General features: G+C 73.0%; 19 protein-coding genes. 11 read left to right on the top strand and 8 right to left on the bottom strand.

The annotated features are described in order from the left end of the window. Positions 1-21: 21 nt before the first annotated feature. Both CMS_RS03030 and CMS_RS03035 read right to left on the bottom strand, forming a co-directional pair. Complete coding sequence (locus CMS_RS03030) at positions 22-1,725, bottom strand: phospho-sugar mutase (RefSeq protein WP_012298042.1); 1,704 nt, start codon at positions 1,723-1,725, stop codon at positions 22-24. Further along, positions 1,722-2,549 (bottom strand): purine-nucleoside phosphorylase, encoded by an 828-nt coding sequence (locus tag CMS_RS03035; protein ID WP_012298043.1) that lies wholly within the window; start codon positions 2,547-2,549, stop codon positions 1,722-1,724. The genes CMS_RS03030 and CMS_RS03035 overlap by 4 nt, the downstream gene beginning before the upstream one ends. Before the next feature lie 90 nt (positions 2,550-2,639). Between CMS_RS03035 and CMS_RS03040 the strand changes: the two genes are divergently transcribed. Next, the gene (locus CMS_RS03040; protein WP_041464347.1) at positions 2,640-4,082 is read left to right on the top strand and encodes an NAD(P)H-quinone dehydrogenase; all 1,443 of its coding nucleotides are present in this window, start codon (positions 2,640-2,642) and stop codon (positions 4,080-4,082) included. Between the two features lie 80 nt (positions 4,083-4,162). Here CMS_RS03040 and CMS_RS03045 read toward each other — a convergent pair whose 3' ends face one another. Next, complete coding sequence (locus CMS_RS03045; RefSeq protein ID WP_012298045.1) at positions 4,163-5,932, bottom strand: acetyl/propionyl/methylcrotonyl-CoA carboxylase subunit alpha; 1,770 nt, start codon at positions 5,930-5,932, stop codon at positions 4,163-4,165. Positions 5,933-6,054: 122 nt separating this feature from the next. Here CMS_RS03045 and CMS_RS03050 point away from each other — a divergent pair, with 122 nt between their 5' ends. After that, positions 6,055-6,582 (top strand): hypothetical protein, encoded by a 528-nt coding sequence (locus CMS_RS03050; protein WP_012298046.1) that lies wholly within the window; start codon positions 6,055-6,057, stop codon positions 6,580-6,582. A 10-nt stretch (positions 6,583-6,592) separates the two neighbouring features. On the opposite strand, the gene CMS_RS03055 is transcribed toward CMS_RS03050, so the two are convergent. Continuing rightward, entirely contained in the window at positions 6,593-7,264 is a 672-nt protein-coding gene (locus CMS_RS03055) for a Maf family protein (RefSeq protein WP_012298047.1), read from the bottom strand. Positions 7,265-7,348: 84 nt separating this feature from the next. On the opposite strand from CMS_RS03055, the gene CMS_RS03060 reads away from it, so the two are divergent. Both CMS_RS03060 and CMS_RS03065 read left to right on the top strand, forming a co-directional pair. Next, positions 7,349-8,596: a class I SAM-dependent RNA methyltransferase gene (locus CMS_RS03060; protein WP_041464348.1), complete on the top strand. Its 1,248-nt coding sequence runs from the start codon at positions 7,349-7,351 to the stop codon at positions 8,594-8,596. 98 nt (positions 8,597-8,694) lie between these two features. Continuing rightward, positions 8,695-9,399, top strand: coding sequence for a response regulator transcription factor (locus CMS_RS03065; RefSeq protein ID WP_041464349.1), 705 nt, complete (start codon positions 8,695-8,697; stop codon positions 9,397-9,399). Positions 9,400-9,409: 10 nt separating this feature from the next. On the opposite strand, the gene CMS_RS03070 is transcribed toward CMS_RS03065, so the two are convergent. Continuing rightward, a complete protein-coding gene (locus tag CMS_RS03070; protein ID WP_012296860.1) occupies positions 9,410-10,372 on the bottom strand; it encodes an IS481-like element IS1121 family transposase in 963 nt (320 codons plus the stop codon). 135 nt (positions 10,373-10,507) lie between these two features. Here CMS_RS03070 and CMS_RS03075 point away from each other — a divergent pair, with 135 nt between their 5' ends. Both CMS_RS03075 and CMS_RS03080 read left to right on the top strand, forming a co-directional pair. Beyond that, entirely contained in the window at positions 10,508-11,809 is a 1,302-nt protein-coding gene (locus CMS_RS03075; RefSeq protein WP_223842710.1) for a sensor histidine kinase, read from the top strand. Then, positions 11,806-12,828 carry a hypothetical protein gene (locus CMS_RS03080; protein ID WP_012298050.1) on the top strand — a complete coding sequence of 341 codons (1,023 nt, stop codon included), beginning with the start codon at positions 11,806-11,808 and terminating at the stop codon, positions 12,826-12,828. The genes CMS_RS03075 and CMS_RS03080 overlap by 4 nt, the downstream gene beginning before the upstream one ends. 292 nt (positions 12,829-13,120) lie before the next feature. On the opposite strand, the gene CMS_RS03085 is transcribed toward CMS_RS03080, so the two are convergent. Both CMS_RS03085 and CMS_RS03090 read right to left on the bottom strand, forming a co-directional pair. Continuing rightward, positions 13,121-13,354: an acyl-CoA carboxylase subunit epsilon gene (locus tag CMS_RS03085; protein ID WP_012298051.1), complete on the bottom strand. Its 234-nt coding sequence runs from the start codon at positions 13,352-13,354 to the stop codon at positions 13,121-13,123. Further along, on the bottom strand, positions 13,351-14,922 hold the full coding sequence (locus tag CMS_RS03090; RefSeq protein ID WP_041464351.1) for an acyl-CoA carboxylase subunit beta: 1,572 nt from the start codon (positions 14,920-14,922) through the stop codon (positions 13,351-13,353). The genes CMS_RS03085 and CMS_RS03090 overlap by 4 nt, the downstream gene beginning before the upstream one ends. A gap of 149 nt (positions 14,923-15,071) precedes the next feature. Between CMS_RS03090 and CMS_RS03095 the strand changes: the two genes are divergently transcribed. Together CMS_RS03095 and CMS_RS03100 are read left to right on the top strand one after the other, a co-directional pair. Further along, positions 15,072-15,854: a biotin--[acetyl-CoA-carboxylase] ligase gene (locus tag CMS_RS03095; RefSeq protein ID WP_041464352.1), complete on the top strand. Its 783-nt coding sequence runs from the start codon at positions 15,072-15,074 to the stop codon at positions 15,852-15,854. A 3-nt stretch (positions 15,855-15,857) separates the two neighbouring features. Beyond that, the gene (locus CMS_RS03100) at positions 15,858-16,652 is read left to right on the top strand and encodes a PH domain-containing protein (protein WP_012298054.1); all 795 of its coding nucleotides are present in this window, start codon (positions 15,858-15,860) and stop codon (positions 16,650-16,652) included. 49 nt (positions 16,653-16,701) lie between these two features. Here the strand turns inward: CMS_RS03100 and CMS_RS03105 are convergent, their stop codons facing one another. After that, positions 16,702-17,193, bottom strand: coding sequence for a GtrA family protein (locus CMS_RS03105; RefSeq protein ID WP_012298055.1), 492 nt, complete (start codon positions 17,191-17,193; stop codon positions 16,702-16,704). 111 nt (positions 17,194-17,304) lie between these two features. Between CMS_RS03105 and CMS_RS03110 the strand changes: the two genes are divergently transcribed. The 3 genes from CMS_RS03110 to CMS_RS03120 all read left to right on the top strand — a co-directional run bounded on the left by CMS_RS03110 (position 17,305) and on the right by CMS_RS03120 (position 20,477). Continuing rightward, on the top strand, positions 17,305-18,480 hold the full coding sequence (locus CMS_RS03110; RefSeq protein WP_407637328.1) for a 5-(carboxyamino)imidazole ribonucleotide synthase: 1,176 nt from the start codon (positions 17,305-17,307) through the stop codon (positions 18,478-18,480). A gap of 126 nt (positions 18,481-18,606) precedes the next feature. Continuing rightward, entirely contained in the window at positions 18,607-19,131 is a 525-nt protein-coding gene (gene purE, locus CMS_RS03115) for a 5-(carboxyamino)imidazole ribonucleotide mutase (protein ID WP_041464353.1), read from the top strand. Further along, the gene (locus tag CMS_RS03120) at positions 19,128-20,477 is read left to right on the top strand and encodes an LCP family protein (RefSeq protein ID WP_041464354.1); all 1,350 of its coding nucleotides are present in this window, start codon (positions 19,128-19,130) and stop codon (positions 20,475-20,477) included. Before purE ends, CMS_RS03120 begins: the two co-directional genes overlap by 4 nt. Positions 20,478-20,479 lie beyond the last annotated feature (2 nt).

A 20,479-nucleotide genomic window follows, 5' to 3' on the forward strand; every position in this document is an offset into this window, starting at 1 on the left:
GCGGCCCGCGGATCCCGTCGGCTAGACCTCGAGGAGCAGCGGCACGGCCTGCGCCATGTCGGCGACGATGGCGCGCGCGGCGTCGCGGCGCTCGGCCACGGTGCCCTCGGTGCTCTGCGCGTCGAGGTACACCTTGATCTTCGGCTCCGTGCCGCTCGGCCGCACGATGAGCCGCGCGCCGTCGCCCAGGTGGAACCGGAGCACGTCGCTCGGCGGGAGGTCGGCGGTCCCCTCGGCGAGGTCGTCCATGCGCTCGACGCGCCGGGATCCGATGGAGGTCGGCGGCGACTGCCGGAGCTTCGCCATGATGCGCGGGATGACCGCGAGGTCCGTGACGCGCACCGAGATCTGGTCGCTCGCGAACGAGCCGAACCGCTCGGCGAACCCGCGGTCGTAGTCGTCGATGGTCTGCCCGCGCGACTTCAGCAGCATCACGCCGTGGAGCACGGCGACGGCGGCGGAGATCCCGTCCTTGTCGCTCGTGATCCAGGGCGCGACGAGATAGCCGAGGGCCTCCTCGTAGCCGTAGACGAGGTCCGGCACGCGGCTGATCCACTTGAAGCCCGTGAGCGTCTCGCGGTAGCCGAAGCCGAGCTCGCGCGCGACGACCTCGAGCGCGGGCGAGGACACCAGCGACGAGGCGAACGTGCCCGTCTTGCCCTCCTCGATGTAGCGCTCGGCGATGCCCAGGCCGAGCAGCATGCCGACCTCGTTGCCCGAGAGGCGGCGCCAGGCGCCGTGCTCGTCGGCGATGGCGACCGCGAGGCGGTCGGCGTCCGGGTCGTTGGCGATGATGAGCTCGGCGTCGGACCGAACGGCGGCCTCGAACGCGAGGTCGAGCGCGCCCGGCTCCTCGGGGTTCGGGAAGTCGACCGTGGGGAAGTCGGGGTCCGGATCCGCCTGGGCGGCGACGACGATGGGCGCGTCGACGCCGACCGCGTCGAACACGCGCGCCGCGGTCTCCCACCCGACGCCGTGCAGCGGTGTGTAGACCCAGGTCAGGGGGGCGAGCGGAGCCGCGAACAGGTCAGCCGTCTCCCGCACGTAGGAGTCGATGAGCGTCTCGGGCGCGATCTCGAAGTCGTCCGCCACCGGCAGCTGCTGCACGGTGCGCTCGCCTGCGGCCTTGTGGATGAAGGCCGCGATGTCGCGGTCGGCCGGGCTGACGATCTGCGCGCCGTGGTCCTCGTCCCCGAGGTAGACCTTGTAGCCGTTGTCGCGCGCGGGGTTGTGCGACGCCGTGACCATGACGCCGGCGCTCACGGCGAGGTGCTTCACCGCGTACGCGAGCACGGGCGTGGGGAGTGCCCGAGGGAGCAGGACCGTGCGGACGCCTGCTCCGGCCATGATGCGCGCGGTGTCCTCCGCGAAGACCCTGGAGTTGTGTCGCCCGTCGTACCCGATGACGATGCTCGGGCGCGGGCTGCGGCTGCGCAGGTAGTCGGCGAAGCCGGCGGCGGCCTGCGAGACGAGCACGCGGTTCATCCGGTTGGGACCCGCGCCCAGCTCGCCGCGGAGCCCGGCGGTGCCGAACTGGAGGCGCGTCTGGAAGCGGTCGCGGATCCCGGCGGCCGCCTGCTCGCGGTCTGCCGCGGATGCCCCGGCAGCGGTGCCCTCGACGAGGGCGAGCAGCTCGTCGACCTCGGCGCGCGTGACGGGATCCGGGTCCTGCGCCTGCCAGGCGCGCGCGGCGGCGACCAGCGCCGCGGTCTCCTCGCGGCTCACAGGGCGCCCACGATGCGGGCGAGCATCCCGCCGATGCGCCCCTCGGCGGCGCGGCCGGCCTCGATGACCTCCTCGTGGCTGAGGGGCGTCTTCTGGATCCCCGCCGCGAGGTTCGTGATGAGCGACATGCCGAGCACCTCCATGCCGGCCTCGCGCGCGGCGATGGCCTCGAGCGCGGTGGACATGCCGACGATGTGGCCGCCGATCGCCTTCGCCATCCGCACCTCGGCCGGCGTCTCGTAGTGGGGTCCGCGGAACTGGCAGTACACGCCCTCGTCGAGGTCGGGCTCGACCTCGTGGGCGATCGCCAGGAGCCTCGCCGAGTAGAGGTCGGTGAGGTCGATGAAGGTCGCGCCCTCGAGTGGCGAGTCGGCGGTGAGGTTGATGTGGTCGCTGATGAGGACGGGTGTGCCGGGCGTCCAGTGCTCCTTGATGCCGCCCGCGCCGTTGGTGAGGATCATCGTGGTCGCGCCGGTCGCCGCCGCGGTGCGCACGCTGTGCACGACCCGGCGGACGCCGTGGCCCTCGTAGTAGTGGGTGCGCGCGCCGATGACGAGGGCGCGGCGGCCGGACGGGAGCAGCACGCTGCGGAGCGATCCGACGTGGCCTTCCAGGGCGGGCTTCGAGAAGCCGACGACCTCGGTGGCCGGGATGGTGGCGGTGGTCTCGCCGATGAGATCCGCCGCCTTCCCCCATCCGCTGCCGAGCGTGAGGGCGATGTCGTGGCGCTCGACGCCGGTCAGCTCGGCGATCTGCCGGGCGGCCTGCCGCGCGATCTCCTGGGGGTCCGCGTCGGGCGACTCGAGGGGGTTGCTGTAGGTCATGCCCCGATCCTAAATGCGCGCGCCCGCGCGACCCGGGCCACGACGGCGGGCGGGTTCGCGCGGGGCGGGGGCCTGCGGGATGATGTGCGCATGGGATACGAGTTCGAGGCCAACCAGCGGATCGCCGTCCTCGGAGGGGGTCCCGGCGGCTACGAGGCCGCCATCGCCGGAGCGCAGCTCGGCGCGGAGGTGACGCTGGTGGAGCGCGTGGGCGTCGGCGGCTCGGCCGTGATGACCGACGTCGTCCCCTCCAAGACCCTCATCGCCACCGCGGAGGCCACCAACGCGATCGGCGAGGCCGCCGACCTCGGCGTGCAGTTCTTCTCCCGCGGCGAGCAGACCCGCCGGCCCGTGCGCCCCGAGGTTGCCGTCAACCTGCAGGCCGTCAACAACCGCCTGCTGCGGCTCGCGCGCCAGCAGTCCGAGGACATGAAGTCGAGCCTCATCCGCGCGGGCGTCCGCATCGTGCAGGGCGAGGGGCGGCTCGACGGGCCCAACCGCATCATCGTCTCCACCGGCCGCGGCGGCGGCCGGGGCACCGACTTCGACGAGATCGACGCGGACACCACGGTCATCTCCACGGGCGCGAGCCCCCGCATCCTCGACACCGCCAAGCCCGACGGGGAGCGGATCCTCACCTGGACGCAGCTCTACACGATGGACTGCGTGCCCGAGCACCTCATCGTCGTGGGATCCGGCGTCACGGGCGCCGAGTTCGCCTCGGCCTACACGGCGCTCGGCGCCAAGGTCACGCTCATCTCCTCCCGTGACCAGGTGCTGCCGGGCGAGGACGCCGACGCCGCCCGCGTGATCGAGGACGTCTTCACGCGCAACGGCATGACGGTGCTGTCGAAGTCCCGCGCCGAGTCGGTCGTCCGCCAGGGCGACGGCGTGGTCGCGACCCTCAGCGACGGCCGGGTCGTCGAGGGCAGCCACTGCCTCATGGCGGTCGGATCCGTGCCGAACACCGCGGGGATCGGCCTCGAGGAGGCGGGCGTGCAGATGAGCGACTCCGGCCACATCCGCGTGAACCGCGTCGCGCGCACCTCGGTGCCGAGCGTCTACGCCGCGGGCGACTGCACGACGTTCCTGCCGCTCGCGTCCGTCGCGTCGATGCAGGGCCGCACCGCGGTGTACCACGCGATGGGCGACGCGGTCAGTCCCACGGAGCTCCGCAACGTGACGTCGAACATCTTCACGCAGCCCGAGATCGCGACCCTCGGCTGGTCGCAGAAGCAGATCGAGGAGGGGCTCGCGCAGGGCGACATCTACAAGCTGCCGCTCGCCTCGAACCCTCGCGCGAAGATGCAGAACGTGAAGGACGGCTTCGTGAAGCTGTTCGCGCGCACGGGCTCGGGCACGGTCATCGGCGGCGTCATCGTGGCGCCCAAGGCCTCCGAGCTGATCTTCCCGCTGGCGCTCGCGGTCGAGCACCGGCTCACGGTCGACGACGTCGCGCGCGCGTTCACGGTGTACCCGTCGCTGTCGGGCAGCATCTCCGACGCGGCGCGCGCCATGCACATCGTCCTCTGACCCTCCGGCCGCCCCGTGCGGCCCGCACGCGACGACGGCCGGCCCCGCGGGGACCGGCCGTCGTCGCGTGGTGCGCGGGGTCAGACGATGTCGAGGAGGCGGTGCCCCGAGGGCACGGTCTCGCCGACCTGGGCCTGGAGGCCCGTGACGGTGCCGTCGCGGTGCGCCGTGAGCGGCTGCTCCATCTTCATCGCCTCGAGGACCACGAGCAGGTCGCCCTTGACGACCTGCTGGCCCTCCTCGACGGCGAGCTTGACCACGGTGGCCTGCATGGGCGAGGTGACGGATCCGCCGCCCGAGGTGTCGACTGAGCCGGACTGCTTGCGGCGGGCGGGGGCCGCCGACGCGCGACGCGACGCCGAGGCGCCGGCCGCCGGAGCGAGGTCCTCCGGGAGGCTGACCTCGATGCGCTTGCCGCCGACCTCGACCACGACCGTGTGCCGTGCGGGCGCCTCGGCGGCGTCCTCGAGGGCGCCCGACCAGGGCTCGATGGTGTTGTCGAACTCGGTCTCGATCCAGCGCGTGTAGACGGAGAAGGGCGCACCGTCGGCGGGGGCGAAGGCCGCGTCGCGCACGATCGCGCGGTGGAAGGGGAGCACGGTGGGCAGGCCCTGCACCTCGAACTCGTCGAGGGCGCGGCGCGAGCGCTCGAGGGCGTCCTCGCGGCTGGATCCCGTGACGATGAGCTTCGCGAGCAGCGAGTCGAACGCGCCGGAGACCACGTCGCCCGCGCGGACGCCGGAGTCGACCCGGACGCCGGGGCCGCCCGGCGCCTGGAACACGTGCACCGGGCCGGGCGCGGGGAAGAAGCCGCGGCCCGGGTCCTCGCCGTTGATTCGGAACTCGAACGAGTGGCCGCGCGGGGCCGGGTCGTCGTAGTCGATGAGGCCGCCCGCGGCGATGCGGAACTGCTCGCGCACGAGGTCGATGCCCGTGACCTCCTCGGAGACCGGGTGCTCCACCTGGAGGCGCGTGTTGACCTCGAGGAAGGAGATGGTGCCGTCCTGCGCGACGAGGAACTCGCACGTGCCGGCGCCGATGTACCCGACCTCGCGGAGGATCGCCTTGGACGCGGCGTAGAGCTGGGCGTTCTGCTCGTCGGTGAGGAAGGGCGCGGGCGCCTCCTCCACGAGCTTCTGGTGGCGGCGCTGGAGCGAGCAGTCGCGCGTGGAGATGACGACGACGGTGCCGGCAGAGTCGGCGAGGCACTGGGTCTCGACGTGGCGGGGGCGGTCGAGGTACTTCTCGACGAAGCACTCGCCGCGGCCGAACGCGGCGACGGCCTCGCGGGTGGCGGACTCGAACAGCTCCGGCACCTCCTCGCGCGTGCGGGCGACCTTGAGGCCGCGGCCGCCGCCGCCGAACGCCGCCTTGATGGCGACCGGCAGGCCGTGCACGTCGACGAAGTCGAGCACCTCGTCGGCGCCCGACACCGGGTTGAGCGTGCCGGGCGCGAGGGGCGCTCCGACGCGCTCGGCCACGTGGCGGGCCGTGGTCTTGTCGCCGAGCTGCTGGATGGCGCTCGGCGAGGGGCCGATCCAGATGAGGCCGGCGTCGATGACCTGCTGCGCGAAGTCGGCGTTCTCGGCGAGGAACCCGTAGCCCGGGTGGACGGCGTCCGCGCCGGAGCGGCGGGCGATGGAGAGGAGCTTCGCGATGACGAGGTACGTGTCCGCGCTCGACTGCCCGTCGAGGGCGTACGCCTCGTCGGCGAGCGTCACGTGCAGGGCGTCGCGGTCCTGGTCGGCGTAGACGGCGACCGATCCGATCCCCGCATCCCTCGCCGCCCGGATGATGCGGACGGCGATCTCGCCCCGGTTGGCGATGAGGACCTTGTTCACACGCGTCATGGGACCCCAGCCTAGGGTCTGGGATGTGCCCGGCTTCGGAGGGTGCGCACAAACATGCGGGGCCGACGGGTACGCGTGCCCACAACCGGCCGGTCCCCGCGCGCCCCTGGCATGATCGACGCATGACCGCATCCGGCACCGGCGACGACGACGCGCGAGCCGCCGCGGCCGACCTCCAAGAGCTGCTGCGGGCGACGGTCGGCGAGCTGCGGGCGCGACGGTCGCCCGACGAGGCGCTCGCGGAGGTGCGCGTCAAGCGGTCCTTCGGGCCCATCAAGCGGCAGCCGGCCATGGTGCCGGTCGGCCGGGCCTGGCGGCTCGGCGTCCTCCTGCTCTCCGCCGACGGATCCCTCCGCCGCACCGGCAGCATCACGCGCGCCGTGGAGCCCACGCGATCCCAGGGCCTCGACTCCGGCGTCGAGGCGCGCAAGGAGGCCAGGCGCCAGGCCGTCCGCGCCTTCGAGGAGGGCGACGCGGTCGACTACGACTGGGAGCCCATCGCGCTCGACGCGGAGTCGCTCGCCGCGGGATCCGGGCCCCTGTCCCTCCGTGGCCGCGAGCTCCGCGTGCAGTGGGGGCCGAACGCGCACGAGACCCGGCCGCTGGCCGCCTACCTCGCCGACCGCATCGAGGTCCTCGGGATGGGCTGACGCCCGGGCGTCAGACGAGGCGCGCCTCCACGGCGCCCTGCCGGTTCCAGAGGTCCGTCCATTCCGTGCCGAGCTCGCGCACGAGCCCGCGGAGGGTGGGCAGCGACAGGCCGACGACCGTGCTCGGGTCGCCCTGGATCCGCTCGATGAAGGCGGCGCCCAGGCTGTCGATGGTGAACGACCCGGCGACCAGCAGCGGCTCGCCCGTCGCGACGTAGGCGTCGATCTCCGCGTCGGTGATGTCGGCGCGGAAGCGCACGTCCGCGACGGCCGCGCGCCCGATGCCGCGCACGATGCGGCCCTCGGCCACCTCGATCAGCCAGTGCCCGGAGTGCAGCCGCCCCTCGCGGCCGCGCTGCGCCCGCCAGCGCTCCGTGGCGCGCGCGACCGTGTGCGGCTTGCCGTGCACGACGCCGTCGATCTCGAAGGCGGAGTCGCCGCCGAGCACGAGGCCGGTGAGGGGCGCGCCGGCGACGAGCTGCCCGACGACCGCCTCCGCCTTGGAGCGCGCGAGCAGCTGCACCATGTCCTCCGGTCCGAGCGGTCCCCGCTGCGCCTCGGTGGCCGCGACCGCCGCGGGCTCGTCGACGTCGGAGGGCAGCACGACGGGCTCGATGCCGGCGGATCGCAGCAGGGCCAGGCGGGCGGGGGAGGTGGAGGCGAGGTGGAGGCGCGTGGTCACGGGGACATGGTGGCACGCGGATCCGGGCCCCCGGCCGCACGCCCCGTGTGTCCGTGCCGCCTCCGTGTGTGTCAGGGTTGCGGGATGGGTGAGCAGGTGGGCCGCGAGGTCGAGGTGGACGTGACGAACATGGCGCACGGAGGGGTCTCCGTCGCCAGGCACGACGGTCGGGTGATCTTCGTCTCGGACGCGATCCCCGGCGAGCGGGTGCGCGCGCGCATCACCGAGGACTCCAAGAAGTCGTTCTGGCGCGCCGACACGGTCGAGGTGCTCGACGCGTCGCCGCACCGCCGACCGCACGTGTGGGCCGAGGCCTCCGTCGACCGCGCCCCCGAGGACCGCGTCGGCGGCGCCGAGCTCGGCCACATCCGCCTCTCCCACCAGCGCGAGCTCAAGCGCCAGGTCGTCGTCGACTCGCTCTCCCGCATGGCGCACGTCGACCACGACGTCCGGGTGCAGGCGCTCCCCGGCGACGACGAGTCCGACGGGCTCGGCTGGCGCACGCGCGTCAGCCTGCACGTGGCCGACGACGGCACGGTCGGCCCGTACGCGTCGCGCTCGCACCGCGTGATCCCCGTGCAGTCGCTGCCGCTCGCCACCGCCGGCGTCAACGGCGCGGCGCCCTTCGGCCAGCGCTTCCCCGGCGTCGAGGGCATCGACCTCGTCGCGCCCTCGGACGGCCACGTCCGCATGCTCCTCATCGACGGCAAGGCGCAGCGCCGCGACACCATCACCGAGCGCGTCCGCGACCGCGAGTTCAAGCTCGAGGCCGGCGGCTTCTGGCAGGTGCACCGCCGGGCGGCCGAGACGCTCTACGACGCCGTCCAGTCGTCCATCGACGAGGCCCTCTTCGATCCGCGCGCCGCCAACCTCGACCTCTACGGGGGAGTCGGGCTGCTGGCCGCCGCCGTGGGAGACCGGTTCGGCGACACCACGCGGATCACGAGCGTCGAGAGCGACGAGGTCGCCACCGAGTTCGCCGGCGACAACCTGGCGGAGTGGGTGGGCGCCGCGTCCCTCACGTCGCGCGTCGACCGCTACCTGCAGCAGCTGGCACGCGAGGCGACCCCCGCCGAGCGCCGTCGCCTCCAGGGCGCGACCGTCGTGCTCGACCCGCCGCGCGCGGGGGCGAAGAAGCCCGTCGTCGACGCGCTCGCCGAGCTGCACCCGGCGCAGGTCGTCTACGTGGCGTGCGATCCCGTCGCGCTGGCCCGCGACGTGGCGCTGTTCGCCGAGCGCGGCTACGAGCTCCGCTCGGTGCGGTCGTACGACCTCTTCCCGCACACCCACCACGTCGAGAGCGTGGCCGTGCTGGTGCCCGCCGGCTCCTGACCGGGGGATCCGCCGCCGAGGGGTGGCGGCAGCCGGGCGATACAGTGGGCGAGGCGGCTGTCGGAGCTCGACGGCGCCACGCGACGAGGGGGATCCGGATGACCGAGACCATGCAGGGATCCGACCAGGCGGCCGAGGGCCGCCCGCCCGTCCGCGTCGCCGTCGTCGACGACCACGAGTCGGTGCGGCTCGGGCTCAAGGCCGCGTGCCTCGACGCTGGGTTCGAGTTCATCCTCGCGGCCGCGAACGCCCGCGAGCTCGTCGAGGGCCTGGTGGGTCGGGAGTGCGACGTGGTCGTGCTCGACCTCTCGCTGGGCGACGGCTCGTCCGTCACCGACAACGTCAAGGCCGCGCAGGGCACGGGTGCCGCGGTGCTCGTCCACAGCATCGCCGACCGCGTCGCGAGCGTCCGCGAGGCGCTCGCCGCCGGCGCCGCGGGCGTGATCCCGAAGTCCTCGGCCACGCAGACCGTGATGGCCGCCGTCGCCACCGTCGCGCGCGGCGACGTGCTCAACAACCTGGAGTGGGCCACCGCCATCGACGCGGACCGCGACTTCGCGAAGGCCCAGCTCGGCCGGCGCGAGCGCGACGTGCTGCACCTCTACGCATCCGGCCTGCCGCTCAAGCTGGTGGCGCAGCAGCTGGGCATCGCGAACAGCACGGCGCGCGAGTACCTCGACCGGATCCGCGTCAAGTACGTCGAGGTCGGCCGCCCCGCCCCCACCAAGGTCGATCTGCTCCGCCGCGCCGTGGAGGACGGCATCCTCCCCGGCCTGGACCAGGACGGCGGCGATGGCCGCTAGGTGTACTGGGTCATGACGTTGGTGACACTCGGGCCGCGGGCGTGAGCCCGTGGCTTGAGTGGATTCGTTCAGTGTTGTAGTGCTCGATGAAGGGGTCAAGCGCGTCGGCCCGGTGTTGGTTGCTGGTGAAGGGTTGCCGGTAGGCCCACTCGGTCGCGAGGGTCCGGTTGAAGCGCTCGACCTTGCCGTTCTGCCAGGGGCAGTGCGGGCGGATGAACTTCTGCCGCGCGCCCAGGTCCTGGACGGCGTTCTTGAACGCGGTCGAGTGCCGGTAGGCGAACGCGTTGTCCGTGATGACCCGCTCGATCCGGGTGATCCCATGCCCGGCGAAGTACGCCGCTGCGCGGGTCAGGAACCCGGCCGCGGTCGCGCCTTTCTCATCGGGATGGATCTCCGCGTAGGCGAGACGGGTGTGGTCATCGACCGCGGCATGGACGTAATCGAACCCGATCCCGCGGCCGCGGACCTGCTCGCTGCGCCCGTGGACCCGCCAGCCGCCTCCGTCCGGGATCCTCCCGAGCTTCTTCACGTCCACGTGGATCAGATCACCCGGATGCTCGTGCTCATACCGGTGCGCCGTTGACCGGGATGCCCGGATCACGGCCCCGGTGACGGGGTCCAACCATGCCAACGGCGGCGCCCCGTGCCGGCGCAGGATGCGGGAGATCGTGCGGGATGGAACACCTGTCACCGGCGCCAGCCGCGCAGGACCCGCCCGCAACTGGGCCCGCGCTTCCAGCACGGCCCGTTCCCGCTCCGGGCTCGTTCGCCTCGGTACTGACCGGGGCCGCGATGACCGATCCGTCAGCCCTCGCAGCCCCTCGGCACGGAACCGGTTCACCCATCGATGCGCGCACTGCCGCGACACCCCCAGCTCCCGCGCGACGTGCGCGACCGGCCGACGATCCTCCACCACCCGCCGCACGAGGAGAACCCTCCCGTGAACCGTCAGACGAGCATTACCGTGGGACATCGAGGCCTCCTGGCGATGGTTGAACTGAACAGCTCCATCAAGCCAGGAGGCCTCTTCACACGCCCCGAAGTGTCACCAACGTCATGGCCGAGTACAGCTAGGCCTCCGGCCAGCGCGCCGCCCTCCGCGGCTCCCGTGACGCGCGCCATCGCCGGCGCCCCACCACGCACCCCCGACAACCCCATCAGCCTCGCCCGCATCGAGACGATCCTCGGTCGCGGCGCGGGTGCGTTCGGCCTCCTCTTCGCCCTGCAGTCGCTGCAGGTCATCAGCGAGCAGCTGGACGCCATGCGCCCGGCCTGGAGCATCGCCTTCCTGCTGGTGTTCTTCGGCAGCCTCGTCTGGACGTGCGTCGCCGGCGTGATCCGCCGCGGGGTCGTGCCCGCGCACGCGACCGTCGCCCTGGTCTTCGTGCTCGCGCTCGCGACGTGGCCGTTCGCGATCGTCCCGGAGACCCTCGCGACCGTCCCGCAGCCGTTCCTCTACCAGGAGCTCACGGTCGCGACGACGTGCGCGGCGATGGCCTTCCGCCTGTGGATCGCCGTGATCTACACGGTCGCGGTGCCGCTCGGGCTCGGCTTCATGGAGGTGGTGCTGCGCCACGGAGTCATCACGCCGCTCGACTCGTTCCTGCAGGTCCTCTACTCGATCATCTTGGGCGGATCCGTCCTGATGATCGTCACGGTGCTCCGCCAGGCGGCCCTCGGCGTCGACTGGGCGCAGGGCACGGCGCTGACGCGCTACTCGCACGCGGTGCGGCAGCACGCCACGGAGGTGGAGCGCGTGCAGGTCGACGCGATCGTGCACGACAGCGTCCTCACGACGCTGCTCTCGGCGGCCCGCACCGGGGATCCGGCCGCCCGCACGCTCGCCGCCACGATGGCCGCCAACGCGATGGGGCACCTGGCCGCCGCGGAGCAGGGCACCGACGACGACGCCTCGGTGCCGCTTCGCGCCGTCGCGAAGCGCATCGTCGACGCCGCATCCGCGCTCTCCGCGCCGTTCGTCCTCGAGACGCGCGACCTCGGCGCGCGCACGGTCCCGGTGGCCACCGCGGAGGCCATCTACTCCGCGGCGGTGCAGGCGATGATGAACAGCCTCCAGCACGCGGGCACCTCGGCCGAGACCATCACCCGGATGCTCGTCATCTCGGGCCACGGCGACGAGGGCGTGGCGATCGACGTCGTCGACGACGGCGTCGGCTTCGACCAGCGCCGCATCCCCACGGAGCGCCTGGGGCTCCGCGTGTCCATCAAGGAGCGCGTGGCGCAGGCGGGCGGGCTCGTCACGATCGACTCGGCGCCGGGGGAGGGCACGGCGGTGCGGATCCGCTGGCCCGCCCCGGTCGACGCCGCGGCGCTCACGGTCCCTCCCCTCCCCGACGACCTCGACGCGCAACCGCTCGAGCGTCCCGAACGCGAGAGGGGCGACCGGTGATCGTCGTCCCGCGCTCCATCGTCCTCGGCCTCGCCGCCCTCTTCTCGGCGTACCACGTGGTGCTCGCGCTCGTCGCGATCTCCGCCCCCGCTGATCCGGCCGTCACGCTCGTCGCGGTCGCGCTCTACCTCGTCGCCACGCTCATGAGCCTCTGGCCGACGAGCCCCACGGTCATGCCCGTGTGGCTCGCGTCCTTCAACCTCGCCGTGGCGACCGTCGTGCCCGTCCTGGTGACCAGCCAGCTCGCGCCCGGACCTCTCGCCCCGTTCACCACGTGGCACGTCGCCGCCGTCGGCACGCTGATGACCATCACGTCCGCCCGCCGGAGGCAGGGCTTCGCGTGGTCGGGCATCGTCATCCTGGCGGCCCAGACGGTGCTCTGGGGCGGGCCGGCCGGTCTCGTCGCCTACGGCGTCACGGGCAGCGCGCTGTGGGTCGCCGTCTCGCACGTGCTGGCGCACGCGCTCGCCAAGGCCGCGCGCGACGCCCGGCAGTTCCACCGCGCCGAGCGCGAGGCCGCGGACTGGCAGGCCGCGCAGGAGGCGCACCTCTACGAGCGCCAGTTCCGGCTCCGCCAGACGAGCCGCATGGCGGTCCCCATGCTCCGCCGCATCGTGGAGACCGGCGGCGACCTCTCCCCGGAGGAGCGGCAGGAGTGCCTCTACCTCGAGGGCGCGATCCGCGATGAGATCCGCGGGCGCACGCTGCTGAACGACGCGGTGCGCGAGCAGGTCATGCTCGCCCGGCGTCGCGGGACGGTCGTCACGCTCCTCGACGAGGGCGGCATCGACGACCTCGACGACACCACGCGCGACGTCGTGCTCGACCGGCTGGCCGCCGCCATCCGGGACACGCAGGCGGACAAGATCATCGCCCGCACGGTGCCCGAGGGATCCGACACGGCGATCACCGTCGTCGGCCTCAGCGTGGCGGGCGACGGCAGCGCGAGCCTCCTGGGCAGCGACGACCTGGACGACGAGGTCGACCTGTGGCTGGAGATCCCAAGGCCGCGCATCTGAGGCGCCGGCCGCCGGTGGCGCGCAGTCCGCTGGTGGTGCTGAGAGGCGCGGGGGCCGGTGCATCCACCGACCGCCCCCGCGCCTCTCCGGTCATCCCGATGACCCGAGCATCGAGATGATCCGCCCCCTGGCGCCGTCTGCTCACCACAGATGGACGACGCCGTGTTGACTGACCCGCGATGCAGGTCCCCCAGCACGTCGAGTCTCACGGAGCGGGGGAGGCGGGCCAAGTCGTCATTTGCGAGGACACAGCCTGTGGCGAACGCACCCCGCGGGATCGTCGCCGACCCGGTCAGCCGGAGAAGCCGCGCCAGCGACCGGGACCCGGCACGAGCGTGCCGCGGACGCCGCGCTGCGAGCGCTGCCAGGCGTCCGGCACCCGACGCGCGGGCTGCTCGGCGGCGGGCTGCGCCGCCAGCGCCGCGATGACCGCGGTGGCGGCGGCGAGCTCCTCCTCCGTGGGGGAGCCGCCGAGGACGCGGAATCCGCCCCCCGCGGCGCCAGCCGACCCGTGCGCGTCGGTCACAGCGGGATGTTCCCGTGCTTCTTGGGCGGCAGGCTCGCGCGCTTGGTGCGCAGCGCCCGCAGGGCCTTGACGACCGACGCGCGCGTGGCGGCCGGCTGGATGACGTTGTCGAGCTCGCCGCGCTCGGCCGCGAGGAACGGGCTCGCGACGTTGTACGTGTACTCGTTGGCGAGCCGGGTGCGGACCGCCGCGACGTCCTCGCCGGCCTGCTCGGCGCCCTTGATCTCGCCGCGGTAGAGGATGTTGACGGCACCCTGTCCGCCCATCACCGCGATCTCGGCCGTCGGCCACGCGAGGTTGATGTCGGCGCCGAGCTGCTTGGATCCCATGACGATGTAGGCGCCGCCGTAGGCCTTCCGCGTGATGACGGTGACGAGCGGAACGGTCGCCTCGGCGTACGCGTACAGCAGCTTCGCGCCGCGGCGGATGACGCCCGTCCACTCCTGCTCGGTGCCGGGCAGGTACCCGGGCACGTCCACGAGCGTGAGGATCGGGATGGAGAACGCGTCGCAGAACCGCACGAACCGGCTGGCCTTCTCGCCCGCCTCGATGTTGAGCGTGCCGGCCATCGCGTTCGGCTGGTTGGCGACGATGCCGACTGAGCGGCCTTCGACGCGCGCGAACCCGACGATGATGTTGGGCGCGAACAGCGGCTGCGTCTCGAGGAACTCGCCGTCGTCGACGATGAGCTCGATGATCGTCTTCATGTCGTACGGCTGGTTCGGGCTGTCCGGGATGATCGTGTCGAGCTTGCTGTCCTGCGCCGTTATCTCGAGGTCCGCCGTGCGCGGGAACTCCGGCAGCTCCGCGAGGTTGTTGTCGGGCAGGAACCCGAGGAGGGTGCGCGCGTAGTCGAGCGCGTCGTCCTCGTCGCTCGCGAGATAGTGCGCGACGCCGGAGACCTTGTTGTGGGTGAGCGCACCGCCGAGCTCCTCGAAGCCGACCTCCTCGCCCGTGACCGTCTTGATGACGTCGGGGCCCGTGACGAACATGTGGCTGGTCTTGTCGACCATGATCACGAAGTCGGTGAGCGCCGGGGAGTACACGGCACCGCCCGCTGCCGGGCCCATGATGAGCGAGATCTGCGGGATGACGCCCGAGGCGCGCGTGTTCAGGCGGAAGATCTCGCCGTACTTGCCGAGCGCGACCACGCCCTCCTGGATGCGCGCGCCGCCCGAGTCGAGGATGCCGATGATGGGGACGCCCGTCTTGATGGCGAGCTCCATGACCTTGATGATCTTCTCGCCCGCGACCTCGCCGAGGGATCCGCCGAAGATCGTGAAGTCCTGCGAGTAGACGGCGACTTGTCGGCCGTTGATGGTGCCCGTGCCCGTGACGACCGAGTCGCCGTAGGGCCGCTTGGTGTCCATGCCGAACGCGTGCGTGCGGTGGCGGACGAACTCGTCGAGCTCGACGAACGACCCGTGGTCGAGCAGCTGGTCGATGCGCTCGCGGGCGGTCATCTTGCCGCGCGCGTGCTGCTTCTGGATGGCGGCCTCGCCGCTCGCGGTGACGGCCTCGTGGTAGCGCCGCTTCAGGTCGGCGAGCTTGCCCGCGGTCGTGTACATGTCCGGGGCGCCGGCGTCCTCGTCTGGCTCGTGTGAAGTCACCCGCATCACTGTACCGGCGGGCATGGACCCCGCACTTGTGGACCACGCACAGAAGACCGCGCGTCCGGGGTGCGATGTCCTCCTGGTCCGCTCGGTACGGTGGCGGCATGGACCTCCCGCTCAGCCGACTCGCCGCCCCGCGCCTCCTCGCCCTGGACTCGGCCGGCTCGACCAACGACGAGCTGTCCCGGCGGGCGTCCGCTGATCCGGCCGCGTGGCCGGACGGATCCGTCGTGCTCACGCTCGACCAGACGGCGGGACGCGGCCGTCGCGGCCGCGTCTGGACGGCGCCGCCCGGGCGATGCCTCGCGGTCAGCGTCCTCTGCGCCCCGGGGCGCACGGACCTCGACCCCGGCTGGCTGCCGCTCGTGGCCGGCCTCGCGCTCGTCGCGACCCTCCGCGACCTCGTGCCCGCACCGGCCGAGGTCACGCTCAAGTGGCCGAACGACGTGCACGTGGACGGGCGGAAGGTGTCCGGGATCCTCGGCGAGATAGTCGCGCCCGGCCGCATGCTCGTGGGGACGGGCCTCAACCTCACGCTCGAGGAGGCCGAGCTGCCGACGCCCACCTCCACGTCGCTGCGGCTGTCGGGCGTGCAGGATCCGGACGTGGACGCGCTCCTGGCCGCGTACCTGCGGGAGCTCCGCGCCCGGTACCTGGCGTGGGTGGACGCCGACGGCGACGCGCGCGCGTGCGGACTCGTCGACGAGCTGACCCGCACCTGCGCCACCATCGGCCGCGACGTCCGCGTCGAGCTGCCGGGCGGCGGCGAGCTCCTCGGGCGCGCCACCGGGGTCGACGACGACGGGCGGCTGACCGTGGAGTCCGCCGGGGATCCGGCCGTCACGTCTGTCGCCGCCGGGGACGTGACGCATCTGCGGTATCAATGAGGCATGGCGCACACGGGTGACACGCAGCGGTACGCACCCGGAGAGGGCGGGCGGGCGCTCCCCGTCCGCGGCGGACGCCGGGCCCGTCGTAAGGCCGAGAAGGAGGAGCGCCGTCGCGTCGCCGAGGACGAGGCCGGCCGCCTGACCGCGTCGCACGACGTGGATCCGCGCCTCGGCCGCCCTGCCGCCCCTCCTGCCGCCCCGGCCCAGCAGGTGACGGCCGCCGACCCCGAGCGCGTCCTCGTCCGCCTCCGACCGCACGGCCGCGCGCTCACCCTCCCCGTGCTGCTGCTCCTCGCGATCTGCCTCGCGGGCGGCTACTTCGGCGCCTGGTTCCCGGAGCCGTGGGAGAACGCGCTGCTGCTGGTCTCGCTCGCGGGCGTCGCGGTCTTCGTCACGCTGCTCCCCGTGCTCGTGTGGCTCAACCGGCGCTACACGGTGACGACCCGGCGCCTCATCGTCTCGCACGGCTTCTTCGTGCGGACCCGCCAGGAGCTGCTGCACTCGCGCGGGTACGACGTGACCCTCCGCCGCGGCCCCCTGCAGCACCTGCACCGCAGCGGCCACGTCTCCATCAACGCCGGCCTCGAGTCGCCCGTCGTGCTCCGGGACGTGCCGTCCGCGGTGCTCGTCGTCCAGGCCCTGCAGGACCTCATGGAGGAGAACGCCAACATGGTGGCCGAGCGCCGACGCCAGGAGGAGTCGCGCCGTGGTCGGCCCGGCGACCCGGCCTGGCGTCAGCAGGACGAGGCCCGCTCCGTGTGGCCGGACGACACGCAGCCCTGGCAGCGCGGCTGAGGTCCCTACGGTCCCTACGGTCCCTACGGTGGATGAGCGGGCCGCCGACCTAGGGGACCGCGATCCGGTCCGCGTCCTCGATCCGGTCGGCGCGTGGGGCGCGAGCTGGTTCCGCCTGCGGTGCCGCGTGGCGACGGGCGGGGGAGTAGACCCACTGGCGGTAGAGCACGAAGCGCACCGCGGATCCGAGCCCCAGGCCGATGACGTTGGCCGAGACGTTGTCGGCCAGCGGCGAAGTGAGCCCCAGCACGTAGTGCGAGACGTAGAGGCACGCGAGCCCGATGACCATGCCGAGCACGCTGACCGCGAGGAACTCGAGCGCCTCGCGGCCGCGGCGCGTGGTGCGCTGCTTCCCGAAGGTCCAGTAGCGGTTGCCCACCCAGTTGACGGCGATGGCGACGACGGTCGAGGCGACCTTGGCGAGCAGCGGGCCGGCCTCGACGGCGTCGGGGTGGAGGACCGTGGCGCGCAGCAGGTTGAAGACCGCGAGGTCGACCAGGAAGCCCGCGCCGCCGACGAGCCCGAACTGCGCGATCTGCACGCCGAGCGAGGCGAGGGAGCGGCGGGGGGGACATGGGCGGGGTCCGTCCTGGATGGGGGAGGATGTCGGGTGGCGCGACGGACCACGTTACCGGTGGTCCCGGGTGCCGGCATTCCCGCCGCATCGGGCGGGCCCACCCACCTGCAGGAGGAGGACACCATGACGCCCACCGTCGGAGTCGTCGGAGGCGGACAGCTCGCCCGGATGATGATCGCCCCCGCCGTGGAGCTCGGCATCGGGATCCGCGTGCTCGCCGAGGCGGACGGCATGTCCGCCGGGCTCGCCGCATCGGCCGTCGGGGACTACCGCGACCTCGACGCGGTCCGCGCCTTCGCCCGCGACGTGGACGTGATCACGTTCGACCACGAGCACGTGCCGCAGCACGTCCTCCGCGCGCTCGTCGCCGAGGGCGTCGCCGTGCACCCGGGACCGGATGCGCTTCTCGTCGCCCAGGATAAGCTGCTCATGCGCGAGCGGCTCGAGCAGCTGGGCGTCCCGGTGCCCGTGTGGGCGCGCGTCGCCGACCGGGAGGCGCTCGCCGCGTTCCTCGCCGACAACGGCGGCGTCGCGGTCGTGAAGACGCCGCGCGGCGGCTACGACGGCAAGGGCGTCCGGGTCGTGCGCTCCGCGGACGAGGCCGGCGACTGGTTCGACGCGCTCGGCGCGGGGGACGCGCTGCTCGCCGAGGAGCTCGTCGACTACGCGCGCGAGCTCGCGCAGTCCGTCGCGCGCCGGCCCTCCGGCGACATCGCCGCGTGGCCCGTCGTCGAGTCGATCCAGCGCGACGGCGTGTGCGCCGAGGTCATCGCGCCCGCGCACGGCGCGAGCGCGCGGCTCCGCGAGACGGCGGAGGAGATGGCCCGCGGAATCGCGGAGGGGCTCGGCGTCACGGGCGTCCTCGCGGTCGAGCTGTTCGAGACGGTCGACGGGCGCCTGCTCGTCAACGAGCTGGCCATGCGCCCGCACAACACCGGCCACTGGTCGATGGACGGCGCAGTCACCGGCCAGTTCGAGCAGCACCTTCGGGCCGTGCTCGACCTGCCGCTCGGATCCACCCGGCCGCTCGCGCCGTGGTCGGTCATGATCAACGTGCTGGGCGGCCCGGAGGCCGGCGACATCGCCGACCGCTACCCGCGGGCGCTCGCCGACCAGCCGGAGGCGCGCTTCCACTTCTACGGCAAGGATCCGCGGCCCGGCCGCAAGGTAGGGCACGTGACCGTGGTGGGCGACGACCTCGACGAGACCGCCTACCGGGCGCGCGCGGCCGCGGCGTTCTTCCGGGGCTGACCGGGGACGCCGCCCGGTGCGCACGGGGGCGCGCGGCCGGATCCCGCGGGGGCGCAGCGGCCCTCCGCCGACCGGTCGCGTCCGGGCTGCGTGGCGCGGGCGGGCACCCGGGATCCGGCACCTAGCATGGAGCCCGTGAATCCCGACACCCCTGCACTCGTCGGCCTCGTCATGGGCTCCGACTCCGACTGGAACGTGATAGAGAAGGCGTCCCTCGCGCTCGACGCCCTCGGAATCGCCCTCGAGGTCGAGGTGCTGTCCGCGCACCGCACGCCCGAGCGCATGATCGCCTACGGGCAGAGCGCCCGTGAGCGGGGGATCCGCGTCATCATCGCGGGCGCCGGCGGCGCCGCGCACCTGCCAGGCATGATCGCCTCGGTCACGACCCTCCCCGTCATCGGCGTGCCCGTGCCCCTCGCGACCCTCGACGGCATGGACTCCCTGCTGTCGATCGTGCAGATGCCGGCCGGCGTCCCCGTCGCCACCGTCTCCATTGGCGGGGCGGAGAACGCCGGGCTGCTCGCCGCGCGCATCCTCTCCACCTCCGACGACCGCATCGCGGACGCCCTCGCACGCCATCGCGCCGAGCTCGCCGAGCTCGTGGAGCGGAAGAACGCTGCCCTGCAGCAGAAGGTGTCGTCGCGCACGTGAGCCTCACCCAGCCCATCCGGCACCCGGACAGCCGGTCGCCGCGCATCATGACCACCCGGGCCTGGTGGCTCGTGGTGCTGAACGTCCTCATCCCCGGATCCGCCCAGGTCCTCGCGGGGAGCCGTCGCCTCGGCCGCGTCGGCCTGGTCTCCACGATGGTCGTGTGGGGGCTCGCCGTCGTCGCGGGCGGGCTCGCGCTCTTCGCGCGCGGCGCGCTCATCCAGGTCGTGTCCCAGGAGTGGCTGCTCGTCGTGCTGCAGCTGCTCCTCGCGGCCTACGCCGTGCTGTGGGTCGTGCTCGCGCTCGACACGCTGCGGCTCGCGCGCATCATCCGCGTCGCGCCGCGGGCCCGCCCGGTCATCGCGGCGCTGTCGGTGCTGCTCATGGTCGGCACGGCCGGATCCGCGGGCTACGCCGCCTACGTCGTCGGCGTCGGCCGCGGCGCCCTCGGCGGGATCTTCGGCGACTACGCCACCGAGGCCCCCGTCGACGGCCGGTACAACATCATGCTGCTCGGCGGCGACGCGGGCAGCGACCGCGCGGGCCTGCGCCCGGACAGCATCACCGTGGTCAGCATCGACGCCGACACCGGGCGCGCCACGATGGTGGGCCTGCCGCGCGACATGGAGAAGGTGCCGTTCTCCGACGGCTCGCCCCTCAAGGAGCGCTACCCGAACGGCTACCAGCGCTGCGACGTGGACGCCTGCATGCTCAACTCCATCTACACCGAGGTCGAGGTCTACAAGAAGGACCTCTACCCCGACGCGGAGGAGAAGGGCAGCCTCCCCGGCATCGAGGCGATGCGCGAGGCCGTGCAGGGCGTCACGGGGCTCACGATCCAGTACTACGCGCTCATCGACATGCAGGGCTTCTCCGAGATGGTGGACGCGCTCGGCGGCATCGACATCGACGTGAAGCGCCGCATCGGCATGGGCTCGGGGCACGACGACAAGTTCCGCCCGGTGCCGATCCCGGAGTGGATCGAGCCGGGGCAGCAGAAGCTCGACGGCTACCACGCGCTCTGGTACGCGCGCTCGCGCTACCAGGCCACGGACTACGACCGCATGTCGCGCCAGCGCGAGGTGCAGCAGGCGGTGCTGAAGCAGTTCGACCCGGCCAACGTGCTCACCAAGTTCGACGCGATCGCGCAGGCAGGTCAGCAGGTGGTCAAGACCGACATCCCGCGCGGCATGCTCGGCTACTTCACGCAGCTGGCGCTGAAGACGAAGGATCAGCCCATCGACGACCTGGAGATCGTGCCGCCGCGGTTCGACTCGCAGAAGCCCGACTTCCCGGCCGTCCGCCAGGCGATCCAGCAGCAGTTCGCGAACGGCTCCGCGGGCTGATC

Origin of the sequence: Clavibacter sepedonicus, from assembly GCF_000069225.1 — a bacterium.
GTDB classification, from domain to species: domain Bacteria; phylum Actinomycetota; class Actinomycetes; order Actinomycetales; family Microbacteriaceae; genus Clavibacter; species Clavibacter sepedonicus.

What these genes read in the sequence shown, in the direction of transcription:
- purE (WP_041464353.1), top strand. Translation starts at nt 18,607, where the DNA reads ATGGAGCCCGTGAATCCCGACACCCCTGCACTCGTCGGCCTCGTCATG.
- CMS_RS03095 (WP_041464352.1), top strand. Translation starts at nt 15,072, where the DNA reads ATGGACCTCCCGCTCAGCCGACTCGCCGCCCCGCGCCTCCTCGCCCTG.
- CMS_RS03035 (WP_012298043.1), bottom strand. Translation starts at nt 2,549, where the DNA reads ATGACCTACAGCAACCCCCTCGAGTCGCCCGACGCGGACCCCCAGGAG.
- CMS_RS03060 (WP_041464348.1), top strand. Translation starts at nt 7,349, where the DNA reads ATGGGTGAGCAGGTGGGCCGCGAGGTCGAGGTGGACGTGACGAACATG.
- CMS_RS03100 (WP_012298054.1), top strand. Translation starts at nt 15,858, where the DNA reads ATGGCGCACACGGGTGACACGCAGCGGTACGCACCCGGAGAGGGCGGG.
- CMS_RS03070 (WP_012296860.1), bottom strand. Translation starts at nt 10,372, where the DNA reads ATGTCCCACGGTAATGCTCGTCTGACGGTTCACGGGAGGGTTCTCCTC.
- CMS_RS03045 (WP_012298045.1), bottom strand. Translation starts at nt 5,932, where the DNA reads ATGACGCGTGTGAACAAGGTCCTCATCGCCAACCGGGGCGAGATCGCC.
- CMS_RS03065 (WP_041464349.1), top strand. Translation starts at nt 8,695, where the DNA reads ATGACCGAGACCATGCAGGGATCCGACCAGGCGGCCGAGGGCCGCCCG.
- CMS_RS03040 (WP_041464347.1), top strand. Translation starts at nt 2,640, where the DNA reads ATGGGATACGAGTTCGAGGCCAACCAGCGGATCGCCGTCCTCGGAGGG.
- CMS_RS03090 (WP_041464351.1), bottom strand. Translation starts at nt 14,922, where the DNA reads ATGTACACGACCGCGGGCAAGCTCGCCGACCTGAAGCGGCGCTACCAC.
- CMS_RS03050 (WP_012298046.1), top strand. Translation starts at nt 6,055, where the DNA reads ATGACCGCATCCGGCACCGGCGACGACGACGCGCGAGCCGCCGCGGCC.